This is a genomic window from Ruegeria lacuscaerulensis, from assembly GCF_013033355.1.
Classification (GTDB): domain Bacteria; phylum Pseudomonadota; class Alphaproteobacteria; order Rhodobacterales; family Rhodobacteraceae; genus Ruegeria; species Ruegeria lacuscaerulensis_A.
Window position 1 is genome coordinate 96,493 of record NZ_WQDY01000011.1, and the last position, 22,523, is coordinate 119,015.

At 56.6% G+C, this 22,523-nt stretch carries 20 protein-coding genes and 1 pseudogene; 10 read left to right on the forward strand and 11 right to left on the reverse strand.

What is annotated here, in order from left to right; genetic code table 11:
• Positions 1–12 precede the first annotated feature (12 nt).
• The 5 genes and pseudogenes from GOW48_RS17740 to msrA all read left to right on the forward strand — a co-directional run bounded on the left by GOW48_RS17740 (position 13) and on the right by msrA (position 4,648).
• Positions 13–1,236, forward strand: a complete 1,224-nt coding sequence (locus GOW48_RS17740; RefSeq protein WP_170755501.1) for an argininosuccinate synthase — start codon at positions 13–15, stop codon at positions 1,234–1,236.
• 141 nt (positions 1,237–1,377) lie between these two features.
• Positions 1,378–2,445, forward strand: a pseudogene (locus GOW48_RS22480) (YjgN family protein).
• Between the two features lie 12 nt (positions 2,446–2,457).
• On the forward strand, positions 2,458–3,492 hold the full coding sequence (locus GOW48_RS22740; RefSeq protein WP_170755504.1) for a M48 family metallopeptidase: 1,035 nt from the start codon (positions 2,458–2,460) through the stop codon (positions 3,490–3,492).
• A 114-nt stretch (positions 3,493–3,606) separates the two neighbouring features.
• Positions 3,607–3,888, forward strand: a complete 282-nt coding sequence (locus GOW48_RS17760; protein WP_170355627.1) for an SCP2 sterol-binding domain-containing protein — start codon at positions 3,607–3,609, stop codon at positions 3,886–3,888.
• A gap of 88 nt (positions 3,889–3,976) precedes the next feature.
• A complete protein-coding gene (msrA, locus tag GOW48_RS17765; RefSeq protein ID WP_170755505.1) occupies positions 3,977–4,648 on the forward strand; it encodes a peptide-methionine (S)-S-oxide reductase MsrA in 672 nt (223 codons plus the stop codon).
• Here msrA and GOW48_RS17770 read toward each other — a convergent pair.
• Positions 4,645–5,514: a ribokinase gene (locus GOW48_RS17770; RefSeq protein ID WP_170755506.1), complete on the reverse strand. Its 870-nt coding sequence runs from the start codon at positions 5,512–5,514 to the stop codon at positions 4,645–4,647. The genes msrA and GOW48_RS17770 overlap by 4 nt on opposite strands.
• Positions 5,511–7,775, reverse strand: coding sequence for an NADP-dependent malic enzyme (locus GOW48_RS17775; protein ID WP_170755569.1), 2,265 nt, complete (start codon positions 7,773–7,775; stop codon positions 5,511–5,513). Before GOW48_RS17775 ends, GOW48_RS17770 begins: the two co-directional genes overlap by 4 nt.
• A 161-nt stretch (positions 7,776–7,936) precedes the next feature.
• Here GOW48_RS17775 and mutS point away from each other — a divergent pair, with 161 nt between their 5' ends.
• Positions 7,937–10,552: a DNA mismatch repair protein MutS gene (mutS, locus tag GOW48_RS17780; protein ID WP_170755570.1), complete on the forward strand. Its 2,616-nt coding sequence runs from the start codon at positions 7,937–7,939 to the stop codon at positions 10,550–10,552.
• Between the two features lie 28 nt (positions 10,553–10,580).
• On the opposite strand, the gene GOW48_RS17785 is transcribed toward mutS, so the two are convergent.
• Together GOW48_RS17785 and hrcA are read right to left on the reverse strand one after the other, a co-directional pair.
• The gene (locus GOW48_RS17785) at positions 10,581–11,144 is read right to left on the reverse strand and encodes a nucleotide exchange factor GrpE (RefSeq protein WP_170355624.1); all 564 of its coding nucleotides are present in this window, start codon (positions 11,142–11,144) and stop codon (positions 10,581–10,583) included.
• A gap of 10 nt (positions 11,145–11,154) precedes the next feature.
• Entirely contained in the window at positions 11,155–12,219 is a 1,065-nt protein-coding gene (gene hrcA, locus GOW48_RS17790) for a heat-inducible transcriptional repressor HrcA (protein ID WP_170755507.1), read from the reverse strand.
• Between the two features lie 112 nt (positions 12,220–12,331).
• Here hrcA and rph point away from each other — a divergent pair, with 112 nt between their 5' ends.
• From rph to GOW48_RS17810, 4 genes are read left to right on the forward strand one after another with little or no spacing between them, the layout of a single operon-like run.
• A complete protein-coding gene (gene rph / locus GOW48_RS17795) occupies positions 12,332–13,045 on the forward strand; it encodes a ribonuclease PH (protein WP_170755508.1) in 714 nt (237 codons plus the stop codon).
• The gene (gene rdgB, locus GOW48_RS17800; RefSeq protein WP_170755509.1) at positions 13,042–13,656 is read left to right on the forward strand and encodes an RdgB/HAM1 family non-canonical purine NTP pyrophosphatase; all 615 of its coding nucleotides are present in this window, start codon (positions 13,042–13,044) and stop codon (positions 13,654–13,656) included. The genes rph and rdgB overlap by 4 nt, the downstream gene beginning before the upstream one ends.
• Positions 13,646–14,800, forward strand: a complete 1,155-nt coding sequence (gene hemW, locus GOW48_RS17805) for a radical SAM family heme chaperone HemW (protein WP_170755510.1) — start codon at positions 13,646–13,648, stop codon at positions 14,798–14,800. The genes rdgB and hemW overlap by 11 nt, the downstream gene beginning before the upstream one ends.
• A 1-nt stretch (position 14,801) precedes the next feature.
• Positions 14,802–15,155: a YbaN family protein gene (locus tag GOW48_RS17810; protein WP_170755511.1), complete on the forward strand. Its 354-nt coding sequence runs from the start codon at positions 14,802–14,804 to the stop codon at positions 15,153–15,155.
• On the opposite strand, the gene GOW48_RS17815 is transcribed toward GOW48_RS17810, so the two are convergent.
• From GOW48_RS17815 to GOW48_RS17845, 7 genes are all read right to left on the reverse strand, one after another.
• Positions 15,145–16,041, reverse strand: coding sequence for a ParB/RepB/Spo0J family partition protein (locus GOW48_RS17815; RefSeq protein ID WP_170355618.1), 897 nt, complete (start codon positions 16,039–16,041; stop codon positions 15,145–15,147). The genes GOW48_RS17810 and GOW48_RS17815 overlap by 11 nt on opposite strands.
• 19 nt (positions 16,042–16,060) lie before the next feature.
• Entirely contained in the window at positions 16,061–16,864 is an 804-nt protein-coding gene (locus GOW48_RS17820; protein ID WP_170355617.1) for a ParA family protein, read from the reverse strand.
• On the reverse strand, positions 16,857–17,471 hold the full coding sequence (gene rsmG / locus GOW48_RS17825) for a 16S rRNA (guanine(527)-N(7))-methyltransferase RsmG (RefSeq protein ID WP_170755512.1): 615 nt from the start codon (positions 17,469–17,471) through the stop codon (positions 16,857–16,859). Before rsmG ends, GOW48_RS17820 begins: the two co-directional genes overlap by 8 nt.
• On the reverse strand, positions 17,468–19,336 hold the full coding sequence (mnmG, locus tag GOW48_RS17830; protein WP_170755513.1) for a tRNA uridine-5-carboxymethylaminomethyl(34) synthesis enzyme MnmG: 1,869 nt from the start codon (positions 19,334–19,336) through the stop codon (positions 17,468–17,470). The genes rsmG and mnmG overlap by 4 nt, the downstream gene beginning before the upstream one ends.
• A gap of 12 nt (positions 19,337–19,348) precedes the next feature.
• A complete protein-coding gene (gene mnmE, locus GOW48_RS17835; protein WP_170755514.1) occupies positions 19,349–20,635 on the reverse strand; it encodes a tRNA uridine-5-carboxymethylaminomethyl(34) synthesis GTPase MnmE in 1,287 nt (428 codons plus the stop codon).
• A 30-nt stretch (positions 20,636–20,665) separates the two neighbouring features.
• Positions 20,666–21,937, reverse strand: a complete 1,272-nt coding sequence (rho, locus tag GOW48_RS17840) for a transcription termination factor Rho (protein ID WP_170755515.1) — start codon at positions 21,935–21,937, stop codon at positions 20,666–20,668.
• Between the two features lie 122 nt (positions 21,938–22,059).
• A complete protein-coding gene (locus GOW48_RS17845) occupies positions 22,060–22,509 on the reverse strand; it encodes a CopD family protein (protein WP_170755516.1) in 450 nt (149 codons plus the stop codon).
• Positions 22,510–22,523: the final 14 nt, after the last annotated feature.

The following is a 22,523-nucleotide window of genomic DNA, read 5'->3' on the forward strand; positions in this document are numbered from 1 at the left end:
AAGGGAAGTCAGATGTCCGCGCCCAAGAAAGTTGTTCTGGCCTATTCCGGTGGCCTTGATACCTCGATCATTCTGAAATGGTTGCAGACCGAGTATGGCTGTGAGGTCGTGACCTTCACCGCCGATCTGGGTCAGGGTGAGGAACTGGAACCCGCCCGCCAAAAGGCCGAGCTGCTGGGGATCAAGCCCGAGAACATCTATATCGAAGACATCCGTGAAGAGTTCGTTCGCGACTTCGTCTTCCCCATGTTCCGCGCCAATGCGCAATACGAAGGGCTGTATCTACTGGGCACGTCGATTGCGCGGCCTCTGATCTCGAAGCGCCTGGTTGAGATTGCGGCAGCGACCGGAGCCGATGCCGTGGCGCATGGCGCGACCGGCAAGGGCAACGATCAGGTGAGGTTCGAACTGGCCGCCTATGCGCTGAACCCCGATATCAAGGTCATTGCGCCCTGGCGCGAATGGGATCTGACCAGCCGTACCCGTCTGATCGAATGGGCCGAAGCGCATCAGATTCCGATCGCCAAGGACAAACGCGGCGAGGCTCCGTTCTCGGTCGATGCGAACCTGCTGCACACCTCGTCCGAGGGCAAGGTTCTGGAAGACCCCGCCGACATGGCGCCGGACTATGTGTACCAGCGCACCGTCCACCCCGAGGATGCGCCTGATCAGCCCGAATTCATCGAAATTGGCTTTGAAAAAGGCGATGCGTTCAGCATCAATGGCGAGGTGATGAGCCCCGCAACCATCCTGACCAAGCTGAACGAATATGGCGGCAAGCACGGCATTGGCCGTCTGGACCTGGTCGAAGGCCGCTTCGTTGGTATGAAGTCGCGCGGTATCTACGAAACTCCCGGCGGCACCATCCTGCTGGAGGCCCACCGTGGCATTGAGTCCATCACCATGGACCGCGGCGCGATGCACCTGAAGGACCAGCTGATGCCGCAATATGCCGAGCTGATCTATAACGGCTTCTGGTACTCGCCCGAGCGTGAGATGCTGCAAGCGGCCATCGACAAATCGCAAGAACATGTCACCGGCACCGTCCGCGTGAAACTGTACAAGGGTCTGGCCTCGACCGTTGGCCGCTGGTCGGATCACTCGCTGTATTCCGAAGCGCATGTGACGTTTGAGGAAGATGCCGGTGCCTATGATCAGACAGACGCGGCGGGCTTTATCCAGCTGAACGCGCTGCGATTGAAACTGCTGGCCGCACGCGACAAGCGCCTGAAATAGCGGCAACGCTGCACCAAAAGGTTGAATAGGGTTTCGCGGTCGCAACTCTGCCGTACAATCGCCTTTTTGAATGTTCAGACAAAGCGGGTCGGTTCCCTTGTGGGATCGGCCCTTTTTTCTATCCATTCTTTTGATGCTGAAATGCAGGCAAATCGCCCACAAGGCACCCCAAACGAATTCGAGCTCCGAGGCTCGGCCAGCGAGTATTTCGGGATCTGGATCGTCAACTTGCTGTTGTCGCTTATCACGTTCGGAATTTACAGCGCGTGGGCAAAGGTTCGGACCAAGAAATACTTTTATCAAAACACCTATGTGGCGGGACGCAGCTTTGACTATCACGCAACCGGCCTTCAGATTCTGTTCGGACGGATTATCGTCGTTGCGGGTATCGTGATTTACTCCGTTCTCGGCGCAATCCCGATTGTGAACCTTGTGATGATATTAGGGCTGATCTTCGTGATCCCATATCTGCTGGTCCGCTCACTGCGGTTTCAGGCACGTGTCTCTAGCTGGTCGAACGTTCGGTTCGACTTTCAAGGCACATGGGGATCGGCGGCGGCCAATTACTTCCTGTACCCGATCATCGCCGCACTGACGCTTTATACGACATGGCCATTTGTCACGCGATCCGTCCAGAGGTTTCACGTGAACGGTCACAAATTTGGTGCAACTGCAATGTCCTTCGACAGCCCGATCGGGCCGTTTTAAAAGGCCGCTCTGGCGGCGATGGCTTGGGGTTTGGGAACCATCGTCGTTGCGATTGCAGTGGTTGGTGTAAACATGAATTTCGTAGAAGCTCTGGCCTCGATCAACGAAAACCCCGAGGACGTCGCCGCCGCGATCGACGTTTTCCTGATCTTGTTGCTTCTTTTTGCGGTCTTTGTTCCGGCATCGATCATCTATCGCGCCATGGTGCGCAATACGGTTTACAACTACGCCATTCTGGGCGACGGTCACAGGTTCCATTCGGATGTGAACGCGCTGCGCTTGCTGTGGATTTCTGTTTCAAATGCGATCGTCATTTCTGTGACCCTTGGTCTGATGTTGCCATGGGCGCATGTTCGCCGGGCGCGGTATCTGGCCGATCACACCACCTTTATCCCCTGGGGTTCGCTGGACGAATTCGTCGGAGGTGTCACGGCCAATGTCAGTGCCATTGGCGATGCCTATGGTGACATCGAAGGCTTTGACATCGGTATGGCGGTCTGACCGTTGCAAGATGTGCCCGATAATATCAGCGCGCCCGTTGAAGGGCGCGCCTATCCACCACTCAGCTCACGCGAAATCCGTGCGCGTCTGGCTGTTGGATCCAATACCGTCTGGTTGATCGACGGAGACGGGCAGATACAAACACGCTGCGCCCCGAATGAGCTGGATATCGAGCCCCGCGTCGGGTCGACCGAACGCAGGGTGAATTTTCCAGATGGCACGCTGTTTCTGACCACCAGGCATGCCGCGCTGGAACACTTGATTTCCGATAGCAGTGGATCCTGGCTGCACCATACCGAACGCTTTCACCCTCGGCTTATTCTGGTCTCGATCGCCTGTCTGTTTGCCGCTTGGGGTATATGGAAATATGGCCTGACCGTGCTGGTCGCACTGGCCGTCTGGATGACGCCACCGCCGCTTGTATCGGCCATCGATGCCGGCACCTTGCAAGCAATAGACAAAGTGCTGGCGAAACCCAGCGCCCTGAGTCCGGACCAACAGGAACAGGTTCAGAACAGTTTCGGCCGTCTTTTGACCAACATGGGATCCGAGGCGCAAGACTTTGCCTACAATCTGCAATTCAGGCGCCTGCCTGGAATTGGCCCAAACGCGTTTGCCTTGCCCAACGGAACCATCGTCGTCACCGATGAGCTGGTAAAGCTGATCTCGGTGGACGCGATGGCAGGTGTGCTGGGTCATGAAATCGGGCATGTCGCTGAACAGCACGGTTTGACCCAGCTGTATCGGTCGCTTGGGACATTTGTCCTGATCGGAATGATGGCCGGGGATACTGGCCCCATCCTTGAAGAGGTTCTGCTAGAGGGTAATCTGATCCTGTCCCTGTCCTACTCGCGCCAGCATGAATTGTCTGCTGACCGATACGGAGTCGATCTGGCCGTCCGATCAGGCTTTGACCCAAATGGGTTGTCCGAGTTTTTCGATATTCTCGAGACCGAGTTCGGAGATCACGGTACCGATTGGTTCAGCACCCATCCGGGGTTCCAGGAACGGCAGGAAAACCTCAGAGAGTTGAACCACCGCCACTAGCTGTTGTGCCTAGGGTCAGAGCCTTCTTCACCGTTACGTAAGTTGTCCTTTGGTCAAGCTTGCGGATAAACCCATTGGCTCTTTACGGTCCCGCGAACAGGGAAAGAGGATATCATGTTGCAAGAGATCGCGGACGGAATTCAAAAGAACCTCGCAGGCAAGAGCTTTGAGGGCTCTCTCAAATTCGATTGCGGTTCCGATGGCGTGATTGTTCTGGCCGACAATCAGGCCACGACACAGGATCAGGATACGGACTGCACCATCAAAATCTCGCAAAGCAACCTGACCAAACTGCTAACGGGCAAATTGAACCCCATGACGGGTGTTGCTCTGGGTAAGCTCAAGATTTCGGGAAACATGGGCGTTGCGATGAAGCTGGGACAATTGCTGGGATAAACTCGTCTCACCAGCGCGTGACAAACGATGTCAGGCGATTGCACGGATCAAAAAGAGAAGGCAAGTTTCTATCAGAAGGAGACCTGCCATGACACGCATCGCTTATCTCGACTACGTCAAACCGACGCTTCTTTTTGCTTTGATTACGATCGCGGCCTTGCTGCGTGCCGCCCCCGCGCCCGCAGCAGGAACCGAGACCCTGACCGTTGCCGGAGGGTGTTTCTGGTGCGTCGAATCCGATTTCGAATCCGTCCCCGGTGTGATCGAAGCGGTTTCGGGCTTTACCGGCGGCAAAGCTGCCAACCCAACATATGATCAGGTGTCCAAGGGCGGCACCGGCCACTACGAGGCCGTCCAGATTACGTTCGACCCGGCTCGCGTTTCCCGTGAAACCCTGCTGAACATGTTCTTCCGATCGGTCGACCCCACGGATGCTGGCGGTCAGTTCTGTGATCGTGGAAACAGCTATCGCACGGCGATTTTCGTCTCCGGCGCCGGCGAAAAGGCCGTGGCTGAGGCTGCAAAGGCCGACGCCCAGCGCGCTTTGGGACAGACTGTTGTAACCCCCATCCTGCAAGAAAGCGCATTCTATCCGGCGGAGGAATACCATCAGGATTACTACAAAGGCGACAAGCTGGTCTTCACCCGCTTCGGACCCAAGCGCCAGAAGAATGCCTATAAGGCTTATCGCAACGCCTGTGGCCGAGACGCCCGCGTAAAACAGCTTTGGGGTGGCGACGCACCTTTTGCCGGGTCTTAATCGAACCGCGCTTCCCTGACTTCTTTGAGGTCGGGGATCACATCTGCCGTACCGTGCCGCGTGACCATCAGGGCCGCGGCACGATTTGCTTGTGAAATCGCCTGCGCCATCGGCATTCCGCGATCCATCCCCGCCAGAACATAGCCGGTAAAGGTGTCGCCTGCTCCGGTCGTATCCACGGCCTGCACCTTATGGGCCGGGAAGTCCAAGGCTTCTCCGCGATGATAATACCGCGCGCCTTCGGCCCCCAGTGTGACAATCACATGCTCAATCTGGAGGTCCGTAACAGGTTGACCGGTGGCCTCGTGCAACTGCTCGGCCTCGACCGCGTTGAGGATCAGGAAATCCAGATATGGCAGCACGGCCTGAACGGACTCTGCCTGAAACGGAGCAGCAGCATAACAGACCGTCAGACCCATTTCACGGCCCATCTTCGCCGCCTCAACCTGCAGATTGGTTTCGTTCTGCATCACCAACAGATCGCCTTGCGACGCGGATGACAGCGCTTGCCCCAGTTGATCCTGTGAAATCGCATGGTTCGAGCCCTGAAACAGGATGATATTGTTCTCACCCTGCGCATCGACAGCAATGATTGCGTGGCCCGTTGGCACATCGACCTGAGCTATGTAGCGCGTATCAACACCATACTCGGTCAGTCGATCCCGCGCCCAGCGCCCATCAAAACCAACGGCGCCGATATGCGCAATCCGTGCACCAGCCCGGGCCGAGGCCACAGACGTATTCGCCCCCTTGCCTCCCAGAAACCGGTCCAGACGGCTGGCCGAGAGCGTTTCCCCCGGCCCGGGCAGATGCGGCACGTCATAGATCATATCCGCATTGATCGAACCGAGGTTCCAGATCGTCATGGTTTACCCGAAATGTCGCAAGAGGCCAGAATGGCCATGTTCAGAATGTCATTCGCGGTCGAGACGGTTGAGCAGATCTGGATCGGCTTGTCGACACCCGACAGGATCGGGCCAATCACGGTCGCGCCGCCCATCTCTTGCATCAGCTTGGTCGAGATCGAGGCCGAGTGCCGCGCAGGCACAATCAGGATATTGGCCGGACCCGTCAGACGCTGGAACGGATAAGCCGCTTGCTGATCCACGTTCAACGCCACATCGACGGTCATCTCGCCCTCATACTCGAAATCCACGCCGCGCTGGTCCAGAACGGCCGGGGCGCGATGCATCTTTTCAGCACGTTCCGACACCGGATACCCAAAGGTCGAGAAGCTGACGAAGGCCACACGCGGCTCAAGCCCCATATGACGCGCCACAGCGGCCGAGCGTTCGGCAATATTGGCCAGATCATTCTCATCCGGCCACTCATGCACCAAAGTATCGCCGATCAGCACGATCCGCCCCTTATACAAAAGCGCTGTTACCCCCGCCGCGCCATGGGCAGCGTCAGCATCGAACACATGGTTGATACGGTCCAGTACATGCGCTGATTTACGCGTGGCGCCAGTCACCAGACCATCCGCATGGCCGTGGGCCAGCATCAGCGAGGAAAACACGTGGCGGTCACGCGCCGCCAGACGGTAGACATCTTTGTTGTCGAAACCTTTACGCTGCAGGCGTTTATACAGAAAATCGGTATAGGTATCGAGGTGCATGGTATTGGCGGCATTCACCACCTCAAGCTCGCGCACAGCATCGCCCAACCCAGCCTCTTCCAGCTTTTGCTTGACGTCATCCTGGCGACCCACAACCAGCGCCTTGCCAAAGCCTGACCGCTGATAAGTCACCGCAGCGCGCAACACGCGCGGATCGTCGCCCTCGGCAAAGATCATCCGGCTTTGCGCCTGACGCGCCCGTGCGTTCAAACCGCGCAGAATGCTGGCCGTCGGATCCATGCGGGATTTCAGGCTGAGCTCGTAAGCGTCCATGTCGATGATCGGACGCCGCGCGGCCCCGGTATCCATCCCGGCCTTTGCAACCGCCGGAGGAATGCGGTGGATCAGGCGCGGATCGAACGGCGTAGGGATGATATAGTCACGCCCGAAGGTCAGCGACTTGCCATAGGCCATGGCGACCTCATCCGGCACATCCTCGCGCGCAAGATTGGCCAGCGCGTGGGCACAGGCAATCTTCATCTCATCATTGATGGCGCGGGCGTGGATATCCAGCGCGCCGCGAAACAGGTAGGGAAAGCCCAGAACGTTGTTCACCTGGTTGGGGTAATCGCTACGGCCCGTTGCGACGATGGCATCCACGCGGACCTCGTGCGCCTCTTCCGGCGTGATCTCAGGGTCAGGGTTCGCCATGGCAAAGATGACCGGATTATCGGCCATGCTGGCGACCATATCCTGAGTAACCGCCCCTTTGACCGACACGCCCAGGAACACGTCGGCACCGTTCATCGCCTCTTCCAGCGTGCGCAGGTCACTGGTGATCGCGTGGGCCGATTTCCATTGGTTCATCCCCTCGGTCCGGCCCTGATAGATCACACCCTTGGTGTCGCAGACGATGCAGTTTTCGTGCCGCGCACCCATGGATTTGAGCAGTTCGATACAAGCGATGCCTGCCGCGCCCGCACCGTTCAGCACGATCTTAACATCTTCGATCTTCTTTCCTGAAATATGCAGTGCATTCAGCAGGCCCGCCGCGCAGATCACTGCCGTGCCGTGCTGATCGTCGTGGAAGACGGGGATATCCATCTCTTCCTTCAGGCGCTGTTCGATGATGAAACACTCGGGCGCCTTGATGTCCTCAAGGTTGATGCCGCCGAAAGTAGGCCCCATCAGGCGCACAGCGCGACAGAATTCATCCGGGTCTTCGGTGTCCAGCTCAATATCGATCGAGTTCACATCGGCGAACCGTTTGAACAGGACGGATTTGCCCTCCATCACCGGTTTCGACCCCAGAGCGCCCAGATTGCCAAGACCCAGAACAGCCGTCCCGTTCGAGATCACAGCCACCAGATTGCCCTTGTTTGTATAGTCATAGGCCGTTTCGGGCGCTTCGGCGATGGCTTCACATGGAACAGCGACGCCGGGGCTGTAGGCCAGCGACAGATCGCGCTGCGTGGTCATGGGAACGGTGGCCTGCACCTCCCACTTGCCGGGGGTGGGGTCCAGGTGAAAGGCCAGCGCCTCTTCTTTTGTGATCTTCGTTTTGGGCATCTTATCGGTCGTTTCCATGACTTCGGGGCTTATGCGTCATAACGCAGGCGGGGCTGCGTCTCAACGACAATACGTTTTCACCTTTCGTCACGGTTGGGGGATTTGTAAGGTCGCGCCCGGAAGACGCCAAAAGGGGGCCGCTTTTGTCCACAGTCACGCCGATGATGGCGCAATATCTTGAGATCAAAGAGGCCCATTCAGACGCCCTGCTGTTCTACCGCATGGGCGATTTCTACGAGATGTTCTTTCAGGACGCCGTCAATGCCGCCGAAGCGCTCGACATCGCCCTGACCAAACGCGGCAAGCATAATGGTGAGGACATCCCTATGTGCGGCGTGCCGGTGCATTCGGCCGAGGGTTATCTGCTGACGCTGATCCGCAAAGGCTTTCGCGTGGCCGTGTGCGAGCAGATGGAAAGCCCGGCTGAGGCGAAAAAAAGAGGCTCTAAATCGGTGGTTCGGCGCGATGTTGTGCGTCTGGTAACACCCGGAACGCTGACCGAGGACGCGCTGCTTGAGGCCCGCCGCCACAACTTTCTGGCTGCATATGCCGAGGTTCGGGATGAGGCCGCGTTGGCATGGGCTGACATTTCCACCGGGGCGTTTCACGTGATGCCTTTGACATCCGTGCGGCTCAGCCCCGAACTGGCGCGGCTGGCCCCGTCCGAGTTAATCGTGGGCGACGGCATGGAACAGGCGTTGAACGAGACGGTGCGCGATCTTGGGATTTCATTGACCCCCATCGGGCGCGCCAGCTTCGACAGCACGGCGGCAGAAAAGCGTATCTGCGGGTTGTTTCACGTGGGCGCTTTGGATGCGTTCGGGTCTTTTGGCCGCGCCGAAGTGTCCGCCATGGGCGCGCTGATCGACTATCTGGAGATCACGCAAAAGGGCAAATTGCCCCTGCTGCAAACGCCGCTGAAGGAATCCGAGGACCGCGTGGTCCAGATCGACGCCGCCACGCGCCGCAATCTGGAACTGACCCGGTCGCTCTCAGGCGGGCGCGCCGGGTCACTGCTGTCGGTGGTTGACCGCACCGTGACGCCGGGCGGCGCACGTCTGCTGGAACAGCGCCTGTCCAGTCCGTCTCGTAATCTGGACATAATCCATGCCCGGCTTGATGCGGTGAGTTTCGCTGCTGAGGACAACCTGATCGCCTCGGACCTGCGCGAGGCACTGCGCAAAACCCCCGATCTGGACCGCGCCCTGTCGCGCCTGTCGCTGGACCGTGGCGGGCCGCGCGATCTGGCTGCCATCCGCAACGGCCTGACCCAGGCCGCCGCGATTGCCGAAATCTGCGAGGCGCAGGATCTGCCCGTTCTGCTCTCGACCGCGTTGCAGAACCTCGTGGGGTTCGACGATCTGCTGAACCTTCTAGACGAGGCTTTGGTCGCCGAACCGCCCCTTCTGGCCCGCGACGGAGGCTTCATCGCCCCCGGCTTCGACCCCGAACTCGATGAGGCCCGCACCCTGCGCGACGAAGGCCGATCCGTCATCGCAGGATTCCAACAGAAATACGCAGAGCACACCGGCATCACGTCGCTGAAAATCAAGCACAACAACGTGCTGGGCTATTTCATCGAAACCACGGCTACGCACGCCGAGAAAATGCTGAACCCGCCTTTCAGTGAAACCTATATCCATCGCCAAACCACCGCCAATCAGGTGCGGTTTACCACGGTGGAACTGTCCGAGATCGAAACCCGCATCCTGAACGCCGGAAATCTGGCGCTTGAGATCGAAAAGCGGCTCTATCAAAGGCTTTCTGGCGATATCTTGGCCCTTGCTGCCCGCCTCAACCAAGCGGCCCGCGGGCTGGCCGAGCTGGACCTGACCACCGCGCTGGCCGATCTGGCGCGGGGTGAAAACTGGTGCCGTCCACAGGTCGACAGCTCGCGCGCGTTCAACGTGCAAGGCGGTCGCCATCCGGTCGTCGAACACGCGCTGCGCCAGCAATCGGGCGATGCGTTCATCGCCAATGACTGCGATCTGAGCGCCGATCAGGGGGCCGCGATCTGGCTGCTGACGGGCCCCAACATGGCCGGTAAATCGACCTTCCTGCGCCAGAACGCCCTGATCGCCCTACTGGCGCAAATGGGCAGCTATGTCCCGGCCGAACAGGCCCATGTCGGCGTGGTCAGCCAGCTATTCAGCCGGGTCGGAGCCTCAGACGATCTAGCCCGTGGGCGTTCGACCTTTATGGTCGAGATGGTCGAAACCGCCGCCATCCTGAACCAGGCCGATGACCGGGCGCTGGTTATTCTGGATGAAATCGGGCGCGGCACCGCCACCTATGATGGCCTCTCCATCGCATGGGCCACGCTGGAACATCTGCACGCCGCCAACCAATGCCGCGCGCTGTTTGCCACCCATTACCACGAACTGACCGCGCTGGCCGGGAAGCTCGAAGGCGTCGACAATGCCACCGTCGCCGTAAAGGAATGGGAAGGCGAGGTCATCTTCCTGCACGAGGTTCACAAAGGCGCCGCCGACCGATCCTACGGGGTACAGGTCGCGCAGCTGGCCGGGCTGCCCGCATCCGTGGTCGACCGTGCCCGCGTTGTTCTGGACCAGCTGGAAAAAACCGAACGCGAAGGCGGCAAGCAAAAGGCGTTGATCGACGACCTGCCTCTGTTCTCAGCCGCGCCGCCACCTCCGCCGCCCGCGCCCAAAGCATCGCCCGTCACGGATATGCTGGACGACATCCTGCCGGACGAGTTGACCCCGCGCGAGGCGCTGGACCTTATCTACAAACTGAAAGAGGCGGCCAAATCCTGACCGCCCCTTTCCAAGTCTATGTGATCGCTTAGCTCGCAGGTGTCGACGACACCCCAACCTGCGCCGGGCGCAGCAGGCGGTCATGCAGCATGAACCCTTCGGCTGAGACCTGAATGATGTCGCCCGCGCGCGTTCCCGGCACCGGAGCTTCGAACATCGCCTCATGCACATTCGGATCAAATCGATCACCAACCTCGGGGGTGATCACCTCGATCCCGTGTTTCTGGAACACGTTCGTCAGCGCACGCATGGTCAGCTCAACACCTTCGATCAGACCGGCAGCAACCTCTTTCTGCTCATCGGTCGCGGCCTCAAGCGCGCGTTTCATGTTGTCGTAAACCGGCAGCATGTCACGGGCCAGTTTGGACCCACCATATTGTTCCGCATCGCGACGCGCCTTGTCGCCCCGCTTGCGCGCGTTTTCGGCATCGGCCAGCGCGCGCATGAACCGGTCTTTGTACTCGTCACGCTCGGCGCGCAGTTCGTCCAGTTCCAATGCCTCGTCACTGAACTCTGCGATTTCTTCCGCCAGCTCTTCGGCCTCGGCGGCTGCTATATCGTCCAGAAAATCTTCGTTCTTGGGCTCTGCCATCTCTTACCCTCTAGCTCCGGTCGGAAATCAGCTTGCCGACCAGTTGCGCCGTATAATCCACGATCGGCACGATCCGTCCATAGTTCAGTCGCGTAGGTCCAATAACCCCGACCGCACCGATTATCTTTCGATCAGCGTTCATATATGGAGACACCACCAAAGAGGAACCCGAAAGTGAGAAAAGTTTGTTCTCAGAGCCGATAAAAATGCGCACACCCTCGCCATCTTCAGTCAATTCAAGAAATTCGGCGATGTCACGCTTACGCTCCAGATCGTCAAACAGGGTGCGAATGCGATCCAATTCCTCTTCCTGCGCCGGATCATGCAGCAGATTCGCCCGCCCGCGCACAATCAAACGGGCTGAGTCGCTGCCATCATTGTCCCAGGCCGCGATTCCACTTTCGACCATGTCGCGCGCCAGCACATCAATTTCCTGTTTACGCGCGTCGATCTGAGACAACATCTGCTTGCGTACTTCGCTGATCGTGCGCCCCTCGATCAACGCATTAAGGAAATTCGCCGCCTCACGCATGGAACTGGGCGTCTGCCCCGGAGGCGGGGTGAACAGACGGTTTTCCACGTGCCCGTCCGAAAACACCAGCACCACCAAAGCCCGGTCATGGCCCAGCGAGACGAACTCGATATGCTTGATCTCGGCCTCATGCTTGGGCGTCAGCACCAGTGATGCGCCTTGTGTCACGTGTGACAGGGCCGATCCCACCCGGTCCAGCATTCCGCCTACATCACCTGCGTTAGAGCCTAATGTCTCGTCCAGCTTCTGCCGGTCATCAGCGCCCAGATCGCCGACCTCAAGCAGCCCATCGACAAACATCCGCAGCCCCTGCTGCGTTGGAATCCGCCCCGCAGACACATGAGGGCTGTCCAACAGGCCCAGAAACTCCAGATCCTGCATCACATTGCGCACCGTCGCGGCGCTGACCTTTTCCGACAGGGTGCGGGTCAGGGTGCGGCTGCCCACCGGCTCGCCACTTTCCAAATAGCTTTCGACGATCAACCGAAACACCTCGCGCGAGCGGTCGTTCATCTCATTCAGAATTTTACTTGCTTCGCTCATCGGCGGCCCCCTGCTGGATCGTCATTAAATCGCAGGTAAATGAAAGGTCAATCGGGGTTGCATCGTAACGCCACGGGGCGGTATCCCAAAGCCAGCAAACAAAGGAAATTCCATGCGACCCTCAGGACGTAATCTAGACGAAATGCGCGCTGTTTCCATCGAGACAGGTTTCACCAAACATGCCGAAGGGTCTTGCCTGATCAAGATGGGCGACACCCATGTGCTGTGTACCGCCACAATCGAGGATCGCGTGCCGCCTTTCATCAAAGGCTCGGGCCTGGGTTGGGTAACGGCGGAATACGGGATGCTGCCCCGCGCGACCAACACGCGGATGCGGCGTGAGGCGGCCTCAGGCAAGCAAGGCGGTCGCACCGTGGAAATCCAGCGCCTGATCGGCCGCGCCCTGCGCGCCGGTGTGGACCGGGTTGCCTTGGGAGAACGTCAGATCACAGTCGACTGCGATGTGATCCAAGCCGATGGCGGCACCCGCTGTTCCTCAATCACCGGCGGTTGGGTGGCGCTGCGTCTGGCGGTGAACAAGCTGATGAAGGCGGGCGATGTGATCAGCGATCCGCTGGTCGATCCGGTGGCTGCTGTGTCTTGTGGCATCTATGCCGGTCAGCCGGTTCTGGATCTGGACTACCCCGAAGACAGCGAGGCTGGTGTTGACGGCAACTTTATCATGACCGGTTCGGGCAAACTGATCGAAGTGCAGATGAGCGCCGAAGGCTCGGTCTTCAGCCGCGCGCAGATGGACCAGCTGATGGATCTGGCCGAAAAAGGCGTCGGCGAATTGGCAGCCGCACAGAAAGCCGCCACCGCATGACCCGCAAGTTCGACAGCGACAGGCTGCTGTTTGCCACGCATAACAAAGGCAAGCTTGAGGAGATGGCGCATCTGCTTGAGCCCTTTGGTGTGACCGTGATCGGTGCGGGCGACATGAACCTGCCCGAACCGGAAGAGACCGAGGATACCTTCGTCGGAAACGCCCGGATCAAGGCGCATGCCGCCGCGCAAGCAACCGGCCTGCCTGCCCTGTCGGACGATTCTGGGATCACCATCGACGCGCTGAACGGCGCACCCGGCGTCTACACTGCCGATTGGGCCGAAACCGGCAATGGCCGGGATTTCCTGATGGCGATGACCCGCGCGCATAATGAGTTGGAAGCCAAAAACGCCCCCCACCCGCGTACCGCGCAGTTCCGCAGCACGCTGGTTCTGGCCTGGCCCGACGGTCATGACGAAGTGTTCGAGGGCATCGCCCCCGGCCATCTGGTCTGGCCCATTCGTGGCGAAGGCGGGTTCGGATATGACCCGATGTTTGTCCCCGACGGCTATGACATTACTTTTGCCGAAATGGATCGCTGGGAAAAGAACAAGATCAGCCATCGCGGCCACGCGGTGGAGATGTTCGTGAAGGGCTGCTTTGGCGGATGATTGGCGCAACGGGGGCTTTGGCCTGTATGTGCATTGGCCCTTTTGCGAGGCCAAATGCCCCTATTGTGATTTCAACAGCCATGTTTCCCGTAATATTGATCAAAAACAATGGCTTGAGGCATATTTAGCTGAACTGCGCCGCTCGGCCATCGAAACGCCTGATCGCGTGTTGAACACGATCTTCTTCGGCGGTGGTACCCCGTCCCTGATGGACCCCGATACTGTCGCCGCCGTGATTGACGAGGCCCGCTCCCTGTGGCGCCCCGCCAATGACATGGAAATCACGCTTGAGGCCAATCCCGGCTCGGTCGAGGCTGGGCGCTTCGCTGCCTATCGTGATGCCGGCGTGAACCGGATCTCGATGGGGGTACAAGCGCTGAACGATGAAGATCTGCGTCGTCTGGGCCGTATCCACACAGTGGCCGAAGCACGCGCCGCCTTTGATATCGCCCGGAATTGCTTTGACCGCGTCAGTTTCGACCTGATCTATGCCCGCCAGCATCAAACGTTGGACGATTGGCGCGCGGAACTAACCGAAGCCCTGTCGATGGCCGTTGATCATCTGTCACTGTACCAACTGACGATCGAGGAAGGCACCGCTTTTGGCGACCGTTACGCGGTGGGCAAACTGCGCGGCCTGCCCGAGGATGACCACGCCGCTGACATGTACCTCGCCACGCAGGAGATTTGTGAGGCCCACAGCCTGCCCGCCTATGAGGTCTCGAACCATGCCCGACCGGGGTCAGAGTCGCAACACAATCTGATTTACTGGCGTTATGGCGATTATGTCGGCATCGGCCCCGGAGCACACGGACGAGTAACCGCAAACGGAACAAAATGGGCCACCGAAACATACCTATCCCCGAATGCTTGGCTGAAAGCTGCATCTGCGGGATCGGGTGAGAAGGAACGAGCTGCCTTAACTTTACAAGATCAGGCAAGTGAATACCTTATGATGGGTATTAGGATTTACGAAGGGCTAGATATTGATCGATTTGGTGCCCTGTCCAAGCAACCTCTGCCACAAGAAAAACTGCAACATCTCTGCGAACTTGGGATGATCGAACTGCATGATAACCGGCTTCGCGCAACCAAAGATGGACGCGCAGTTCTAGACGCCGTCATTCGAGAATTGTTGGGGTAACATGCAGTATCTCTGGGCAGCTTTGGGTTTGATTTGCGTTGCGCTTGCCGTGATCGGCATTGTGCTGCCCCTTCTGCCCACGGTGCCGTTCCTATTATTGGCGGCGTTCTTCTTCGCGCGTTCTTCTTCACGCCTGCACCACTGGCTAATCGCGCATCGTACGTTTGGGCCATTGATCCAGGATTGGCAGAGCTCTGGTTCCATTCGACCCGCAGCAAAAAAAGCGGCCACCGTGTCGATCGCTGCCGTATTTGGAATTTCTGTTCTGATCGCGGTGCCTATCTACGTCTTGGCAATTCAAGCCGTCGTTCTTGGCGGTGTGCTAACTTTTATCTGGACCCGGCCTAACGGCTAAGTTTGGCACACAGATCGTCCAACTGATCCAGATTCTCATATGTCAAGACAACCTGTCCCGTCTCGGTTCCGGCTTTATGATTGATGACAACCTTCATTGCGAGAATTGCAGACAGGTCTTTTTCAAGCGCGCGCGTATCGGCGTCTTTGCCCGCGTCCAAATTCCGTGATCGAGGTGCAGATTTTTCAGCCTCGGGTTGGTGCTGCTTTTTCACCAAAGCCTCAGTCGCACGCACCGAAAGACCATCTCGAATGACGGTTTTGGCCAGATCGGTCGGGTTTTCAGCCGTCACCAAAGCCCGCGCATGTCCGCCAGAAAGCTTCCCCTCAACGACGAAATGCTGAACGTCCATTGGCAAAGACAAAAGTCTCAAAAGATTCGCTATATGACTGCGGCTTTTACCCAGTGCTTCGGCGAGTTTCTCCTGTGTATGACCAAAGCGATCCATAAGCTGTTTGTAGCCCGCCGCCTCTTCTACTGCGTTTAAGTCGGCGCGCTGGATGTTTTCGATAATAGCGACTTCCAGGACCTCAGTGTCGTCGAAATCCCGGACGATCACCGGTATATTGTGCAATTGCGCCATCTGAGCAGCGCGCCATCGCCGTTCGCCCGCGACGATTTCATAGTCCCCTTCAGAGATCTCGCGTACGATCAGCGGCTGAATGATGCCCTTTTCTTTGACAGAAGCCGCAAGTTCATCCAGTTGCTCGCGCGAGAATGTTCTGCGTGGCTGATTAGGATTCGCGTGCAGTTTTTCGATTGGTACCGTCATGTCCGGACGACGCGGTTCGGATACAGAGCGACCTTCGGGTTCTTGCGTCACATCAGCCATCAAAGCGGACAATCCGCGGCCCAAACCTCGGGGTTTTGCTTTCTTTGCGGCCACGTGACCCTCCTTTTACCGCTTATGCAGCGGCTTTTTTGTTTTTATGAATGACTTCCCGTGCCAAATGACGGTATGCCATCGCCCCTAAAGAGCCGGAGTCATATTGCAATACAGGCAACGCATAAGACGGAGCCTCACTCACCCGAACATTTCTAGGTATCTTGGTTTTAAATACCATCTCACCCAGATTGTCACGCGCGTCCTTTTCGACCTGCCGGGACAAGTTGTTGCGGTTGTCATACATGGTCAACACAACACCTTCGATTCTGAGGTCGGGATTCGCCGTTTGTCGTACCTCTCGGATCGTCAACATCAGTTGTGATAAACCTTCCAAGGCAAAGAACTCGCTTTGCAAAGGAACAAGGACAGAATGCGAAGCCACCATAGCATTCACAGTCAGCAAGTTCAGTGACGGTGGGCAGTCGATCAGCACAAAATCAAATTCAAACTTGTCGATCGCCGTTTGTCGCAACGCGTCGTGCAACAGATAGCTGCGCTTCTCGTTTGAAATAAGCTCAATATCCGCCGAACTCAGATCCACTGTGGCCGGAATGACGTAGAGTCCGCCAATTTCTGTCTCTTGGATAACTGCCTCTAGCGGAGCGTCGTCCAGAATAAGGTCGTAAGTTGTCCAATCCCGGTCTTCAACACCAAGCCCGGTTGAGGCGTTGCCTTGGGGATCCAGATCGACAACCAGGACATTACACCCAGCTTCGGCTAGTCCCGCTGCGAGGTTGATCGCAGTTGTTGTCTTCCCTACCCCACCTTTTTGATTGGCAACCGCAATAATTCTGGGGCCGGTGGGGCGAGACAGGTCAACCACGTGAAACTCCTTTGAACTTAAGGATAACGGCTTGGGGTTCTGTTAAACTTGTAATCGGGTCGGCTTGGAAATTCCATTCTTCCCGAGCGTCGTCCAATTCTTTTTTCCAGTTTGCGCCTTTCGGCAACAACGCCACACCGGACTCGCTTAAATGCCTGTCACAATAGGATAAAAGCGTCTTCAGATCCGCTAGTGCACGGGCTGACAAGACTTGCGCATTCAATGGGCCAACTGTTTCAATTCGCTTAGATATGATCTTACAATTGGCACCACATTCGCGCGCAACATTCCTTAGAAACGCCGATTTCCTTTGATCGCTTTCGACAAAAGTAAACTCTGCATTTGGGTTCTCTTCTGCCGCCATCAAAGCGCAGACCATACCTGGAAAACCTCCTCCGCTACCCAAGTCAGCCCAGTTGTCGAATGTATCTGCACACCGATAAACCTGAACCGAGTCCTTGATGTGCCGAACCCAAATTTCATTAAGACTGTTGCGAGAGACAAGATTTATTTTGGGATTCCAGCGATTTACCAAGTCAACGTATGTCGTCAGCCGTTCCAATGTTTCACGTGAAACATCCAGACCTTCGAAAATCGCCCCGATCATGCTTTTCGCACCTTTTGGTCCCGCCGAAGTTTCGCTAAGACCAAAGTCAAAGCTGCTGGTGTTACGCCTTCTACGCGTCCGGCCTGAGCGATATTTTCAGGTCTGGCAATGGACAGTTTCTGCTTCATCTCAGAAGACAACCCTTCCAAAGCAAAAAAGTCAAAATCCTGCGGAATTTCGTAAGACTCATCCCGCTTCATCGCCTCAACATCTTTTTTCTGACGTTCGATATAATTCGCATACAAGGCGTCGCGCTCTACCTGAAGGCGTATGTCTTGATCGACGGCCTTCAAAGCAGGAATTAAGGGAAGTAAGTCTTCGAACGACACATCTGGGAATGCCAGAACGGCCATACCATCCCTGCGGTTACCGTCTTGGTTTACATTGATACCAGCAGATCGGATTTCCTTTGGCGTAAAACTGCGTTCAATCAACTTAGCCTTTGCAGCGCTAAGCTTTTCCATCTTTTCATTAAATGAGGTTCTGCGAACAGATTTCACACAGCCTAAATCCAAACCAATCGGTGTCAAACGTTGATCGGCATTGTCAGCACGCAAAGACAAGCGGAATTCGGCCCGAGAAGTAAACATTCGATACGGTTCAGCAACGCCACGAGTTGTCAGGTCATCTATCATAACGCCGATATAACTGTCTGAACGTGTGAAATGGACGGGTCCTTTATCAAATGCCGACAAAGCAGCATTTAAACCTGCAACCAATCCTTGGGCCGCGGCTTCTTCGTAACCTGTTGTTCCATTGATTTGCCCGGCAAGGAAAAGTCCAGGCACCTTTGGAAGTGCCAATGATGACGTCAGTACACGCGGATCGACGTAGTCATATTCAATTGCGTACCCAGGTTGAAGAATCTCAGCGTTTTCCAGGCCCTTAATCGACCGAACGTATTCCAATTGAACATCTTCGGGCAAAGAGGTGGAGATTCCGTTAGGATAGATTGTGTGGTCATTCACACCTTCGGGCTCAAGGAAAATTTGATGAGAGTCCTTGTCTGCAAACCTAACAATCTTGTCTTCTATAGATGGACAATACCGAGGACCAATCCCGTCAATGTGGCCACCATACATCGCTGATCGCGACAGGTTTTGCTCGATAATCTCATGCGTTCGTGAGTTAGTATGTGTTATACCGCAAGAAATCTGAGGCGCTTGGACGGTCTTGGATAAAAATGAGAATAACGTCGGAACGTCATCACCGTCCTGACGTTCCAGATTAGACCAATCAATGGTGCGGCCATCAAGCCGCGGGGGCGTTCCAGTCTTGAGCCGACCTAATGGAAGTTCGAAGCTATCCAGTCTCTCGGCCAGTTTAACCGATGGTCTATCACCCATTCGGCCACCAGGTCTAGAAACATCACCTATATGAATGATTCCCCGCAGGAACGTACCCGAGGTCAAGATCACTGCAGCGGCGCTTAATTCGGACTCATCCGAGAGCTTTATGCCGACAACCTTGTTGCCAGACATCAGAAAGTCAACGACTTCACCAATAACTACGGTGAGGTTCTGTTGTGCTTGTGTTTCTTTCTGCATTGCAGATCGGTACAAAGCTCGGTCTGCTTGTGTTCTGGGCCCTTGCACCGCTGGGCCTTTTCGGCGATTCAGCAAACGAAACTGAATTCCTGCCGCATCGGCGACCCGGCCCATGACGCCATCCAACGCGTCGATTTCTCGAACAAGATGCCCTTTACCTAGACCTCCAATAGCTGGGTTGCAGGACATGACGCCAATATCTGACGCAGAAAGGGTCACCAGTGCAGTGTTGGCACCCATCCGTGCCGCAGCATGAGCAGCCTCGGTTCCTGCGTGGCCTGCACCAATAACTACAACATCGAAATCTGAATGTTTCACGTGAAACACTCCTTACTTACCCAGGCAAAAACTTGAAAAGATCTCGTCCAACAAATCTTCCACGCCTATTCTGCCAACCAACGCCTCGAGCGCCCGAATTGAACTGCGCAACTCCTCAGCCACGATATCATACATGTCGGGGCCTGATTCAAGAAACGACATCGCAGCGATCAAGGAGGTCTGAGCATTTACCAGCGCAACACGATGCCGTTCCCGTGTTGCAATACCAGAACTAGTGGTTCGTTGACCAAGTACCCCCGATATATCGGATACTAGTCTATCCACGCCCTGACCTGTTATCCCCGATACTCCACCATCTGATACACTGCGAAGATCAGATTTCGGCAACACATGGATATCCCCCTTTTGCATAGAGATACCCAATAATTCGGGATCTTCGGCAAGGAAAACTCTAAGATCAGCTGTTTCCGCCCGTTTCCTGGCAAGCTCGATTCCCAGATTTTCAACGTGATCCTCAGTCTCGCGAAGGCCCGCTGTATCCAGCAAGGTAACCGGAAGCCCATCCAAGTCCATCCTTACTTCAATGACGTCTCGGGTAGTTCCGGCGTATTCGGAAGTGATTGCCGCTTCACGCCCTGCCAATGCGTTAAGCAAAGTCGACTTACCTGCATTTGGAAGACCTACTATAGCCACTTCAAAACCAGATCTGATGCGTTCAGCAATCCGGACACCTTCGGCTTGATACTGCAAGTCCGTAACAACACCCGAGATCAAAGAGCGGACCTCAGGAGTTACATCTGTTGGAACCTCTTCGTCGGCAAAATCGATCACGGCCTCCAACAATGAGGCCGCTCTGATCAAATCTCGACGCCATCTTTCCGCAAGCGTTCCTAGTCCACCTGCAAGTATTACCTGCGCCTGCTTGCGCTGCGCTTCTGTTTCCGCATCTATGAGATCGGCCAACCCCTCGACCTGGGTCAGATCCATCTTACCATTCTCAAGCGCGCGGCGGGTGAATTCTCCGGGTTCTGCCAGGCGCAGACCGTTCGTATCCGACAGGCAACGCATGACGGCATTCACCGCGGCTGTACTGCCATGTATTTGTAGCTCTGCCACGTCCTCGCCAGTGAAACTGGCTGGTGCCTGAAATGTCAAAACCAGCCCATCATCCAGACGTGACCCATCTGGTGTCCGCAAGGTCCGCAACTTCATCCCGCGCGGCTGTAAATCCCCACCCGTCAAATCTGCCGCTGCAGAATGCGCCATGGGCCCCGAGAGGCGGATCACCGCCACCCCGGCTTTGCCTTGCGCGCTGGCCAAGGCGAATATCGTATCCATTCGAAGGCCTCGCGTTGGTTAAGACCTGTGTCAGGTATTCATTGAATCGAAGAACTCGCCATTCGTCTTCGTCTGTTTCAACTTGGACAGCAGGAATTCGATCGCGTCGGTCGTGCCCATCGGGTTGAGGATTCGGCGCAGAACAAATGTCTTGGCCAGATCGCCCTTGTCGACCAGCAAGTCCTCTTTCCGGGTGCCGGATTTGAGGATGTCGATGGCTGGGAACACGCGCTTGTCGGCGATCTTGCGATCCAGCACGATTTCCGAGTTACCGGTGCCTTTGAATTCTTCAAAGATCACCTCGTCCATCCGGCTGCCGGTGTCGATCAGCGCTGTGGCGATGATGGTCAGCGAACCGCCCTCTTCGATGTTCCGGGCCGCACCAAAGAACCGCTTGGGTCGTTGCAGAGCATTCGCATCCACACCACCGGTCAGAACCTTACCCGAAGATGGGACCACAGTGTTAAACGCCCTACCAAGTCTTGTGATCGAGTCCAAAAGAATCACAACATCTCGTTTATGCTCAACCAGACGCTTAGCCTTTTCGATCACCATCTCCGAAACGGCCACGTGGCGCGTTGCAGGTTCATCAAAGGTCGAGGATACAACCTCCCCCTTCACCGAACGCTGCATGTCCGTCACCTCTTCGGGGCGTTCGTCGATCAGCAGGACGATCAGATAGCACTCCGGGTGGTTCTGTTCGATCGAATGCGCGATATTTTGCAAGATCACCGTCTTACCCGTCCGCGGAGGCGCCACGATCAGCGACCGCTGGCCTTTCCCAATCGGCGACACGAGGTCGATCACACGGGCCGATTTATCCTTGATGGTGGGGTCCTCGATCTCCATCTTCAGGCGCTCATCCGGGTACAGAGGCGTCAGGTTGTCGAACAGAATTTTATGTTTGGCCTTTTCGGGCTCTTCAAAGTTGATCTTGGTCACTTTGATCAGCGCGAAATAACGTTCATTGTCATCCGGCGCTTTGATTTCACCTTCTACGGTGTCGCCAGTGCGCAGCGAATGCTGGCGGATCATATCAGGCGACACATAGATGTCATCCGGACCCGGCAGATAGTTCGCCTCGGGCGAACGCAGGAAACCAAAGCCGTCTTGCAGCACTTCCAGAACGCCGTCGCCGCCCACGGTCCAGCCCTCGTCCGCGCGTTCGCGCAGGATCTGGAACATCATCTCGCCCTTACGCATGGTCGAGGCGTTTTCGATCTCCAGCTCTTCAGCCATGGCCAGAAGGTCTTTGGGGCTTTTGGCTTTCAGATCGGCCAGATTCAGAGATTCATTGGACATGATACAAACCTTCACCGCTGACTGCGCGGCACGAAGTGGAATTTCAGTACGGAAGATACGCCGCCCGGACGGGCGTGTTGTGCGTTACATACGCATCCCAGAGGTCCGAGTCAAATGCTCGCTCAGAACTTCAGAACGACCGCCAGAACGATGATCACCATCAAAACGGTCGGAACCTCGTTCATCATGCGGTACTGCCGCCCAGTAAGCTTATTTCGCCCCGCTATGAAGTCCTTGCGTCGCGCCATCAGCCAATGATGGAACCAGGTCATCCCGATCACCGCAGCCCCCTTGGCCCAGGGCCAGGTCCAGTCCCAGCCAACAATGCCAGGTGTAAGGACCATGATCAGCCCGCAGACCCACGCCACGATCATCGCCGGACGCATGATCACACGCAGCAGCTTCTCTTCCATTTCAAAGAAGATCTCCTGCGCTCCGTCTACTGCTTGCGCCTTTTCTACGTGATAGACGAACAAACGGGGCAGGTAGAACAAGCCCGCCATCCAAGAGATCACAGCCATAATATGGACTGACTTCACCCACGGGTAGATTGCGAAAAGGAGGTCGGTCATGCTGGCTCCGAGGG

Bases quoted from the DNA above. Each gene is read 5' to 3' on its own strand.
- mnmE (WP_170755514.1), bottom strand. From the start codon at position 20,635: ATGGATACGATATTCGCCTTGGCCAGCGCGCAAGGCAAAGCCGGGGTG.
- GOW48_RS17740 (WP_170755501.1), top strand. From the start codon at position 13: ATGTCCGCGCCCAAGAAAGTTGTTCTGGCCTATTCCGGTGGCCTTGAT.
- hrcA (WP_170755507.1), bottom strand. From the start codon at position 12,219: ATGAGCGAAGCAAGTAAAATTCTGAATGAGATGAACGACCGCTCGCGC.
- rdgB (WP_170755509.1), top strand. From the start codon at position 13,042: ATGACCCGCAAGTTCGACAGCGACAGGCTGCTGTTTGCCACGCATAAC.
- GOW48_RS17775 (WP_170755569.1), bottom strand. From the start codon at position 7,775: ATGCCCAAAACGAAGATCACAAAAGAAGAGGCGCTGGCCTTTCACCTG.
- rho (WP_170755515.1), bottom strand. From the start codon at position 21,937: ATGTCCAATGAATCTCTGAATCTGGCCGATCTGAAAGCCAAAAGCCCC.
- msrA (WP_170755505.1), top strand. From the start codon at position 3,977: ATGACACGCATCGCTTATCTCGACTACGTCAAACCGACGCTTCTTTTT.
- GOW48_RS17810 (WP_170755511.1), top strand. From the start codon at position 14,802: ATGCAGTATCTCTGGGCAGCTTTGGGTTTGATTTGCGTTGCGCTTGCC.
- rsmG (WP_170755512.1), bottom strand. From the start codon at position 17,471: ATGATCGGGGCGATTTTCGAAGGTCTGGATGTTTCACGTGAAACATTG.
- rph (WP_170755508.1), top strand. From the start codon at position 12,332: ATGCGACCCTCAGGACGTAATCTAGACGAAATGCGCGCTGTTTCCATC.
- GOW48_RS17760 (WP_170355627.1), top strand. From the start codon at position 3,607: ATGTTGCAAGAGATCGCGGACGGAATTCAAAAGAACCTCGCAGGCAAG.
- mutS (WP_170755570.1), top strand. From the start codon at position 7,937: ATGATGGCGCAATATCTTGAGATCAAAGAGGCCCATTCAGACGCCCTG.
- GOW48_RS17845 (WP_170755516.1), bottom strand. From the start codon at position 22,509: ATGACCGACCTCCTTTTCGCAATCTACCCGTGGGTGAAGTCAGTCCAT.
- GOW48_RS17770 (WP_170755506.1), bottom strand. From the start codon at position 5,514: ATGACGATCTGGAACCTCGGTTCGATCAATGCGGATATGATCTATGAC.
- GOW48_RS17785 (WP_170355624.1), bottom strand. From the start codon at position 11,144: ATGGCAGAGCCCAAGAACGAAGATTTTCTGGACGATATAGCAGCCGCC.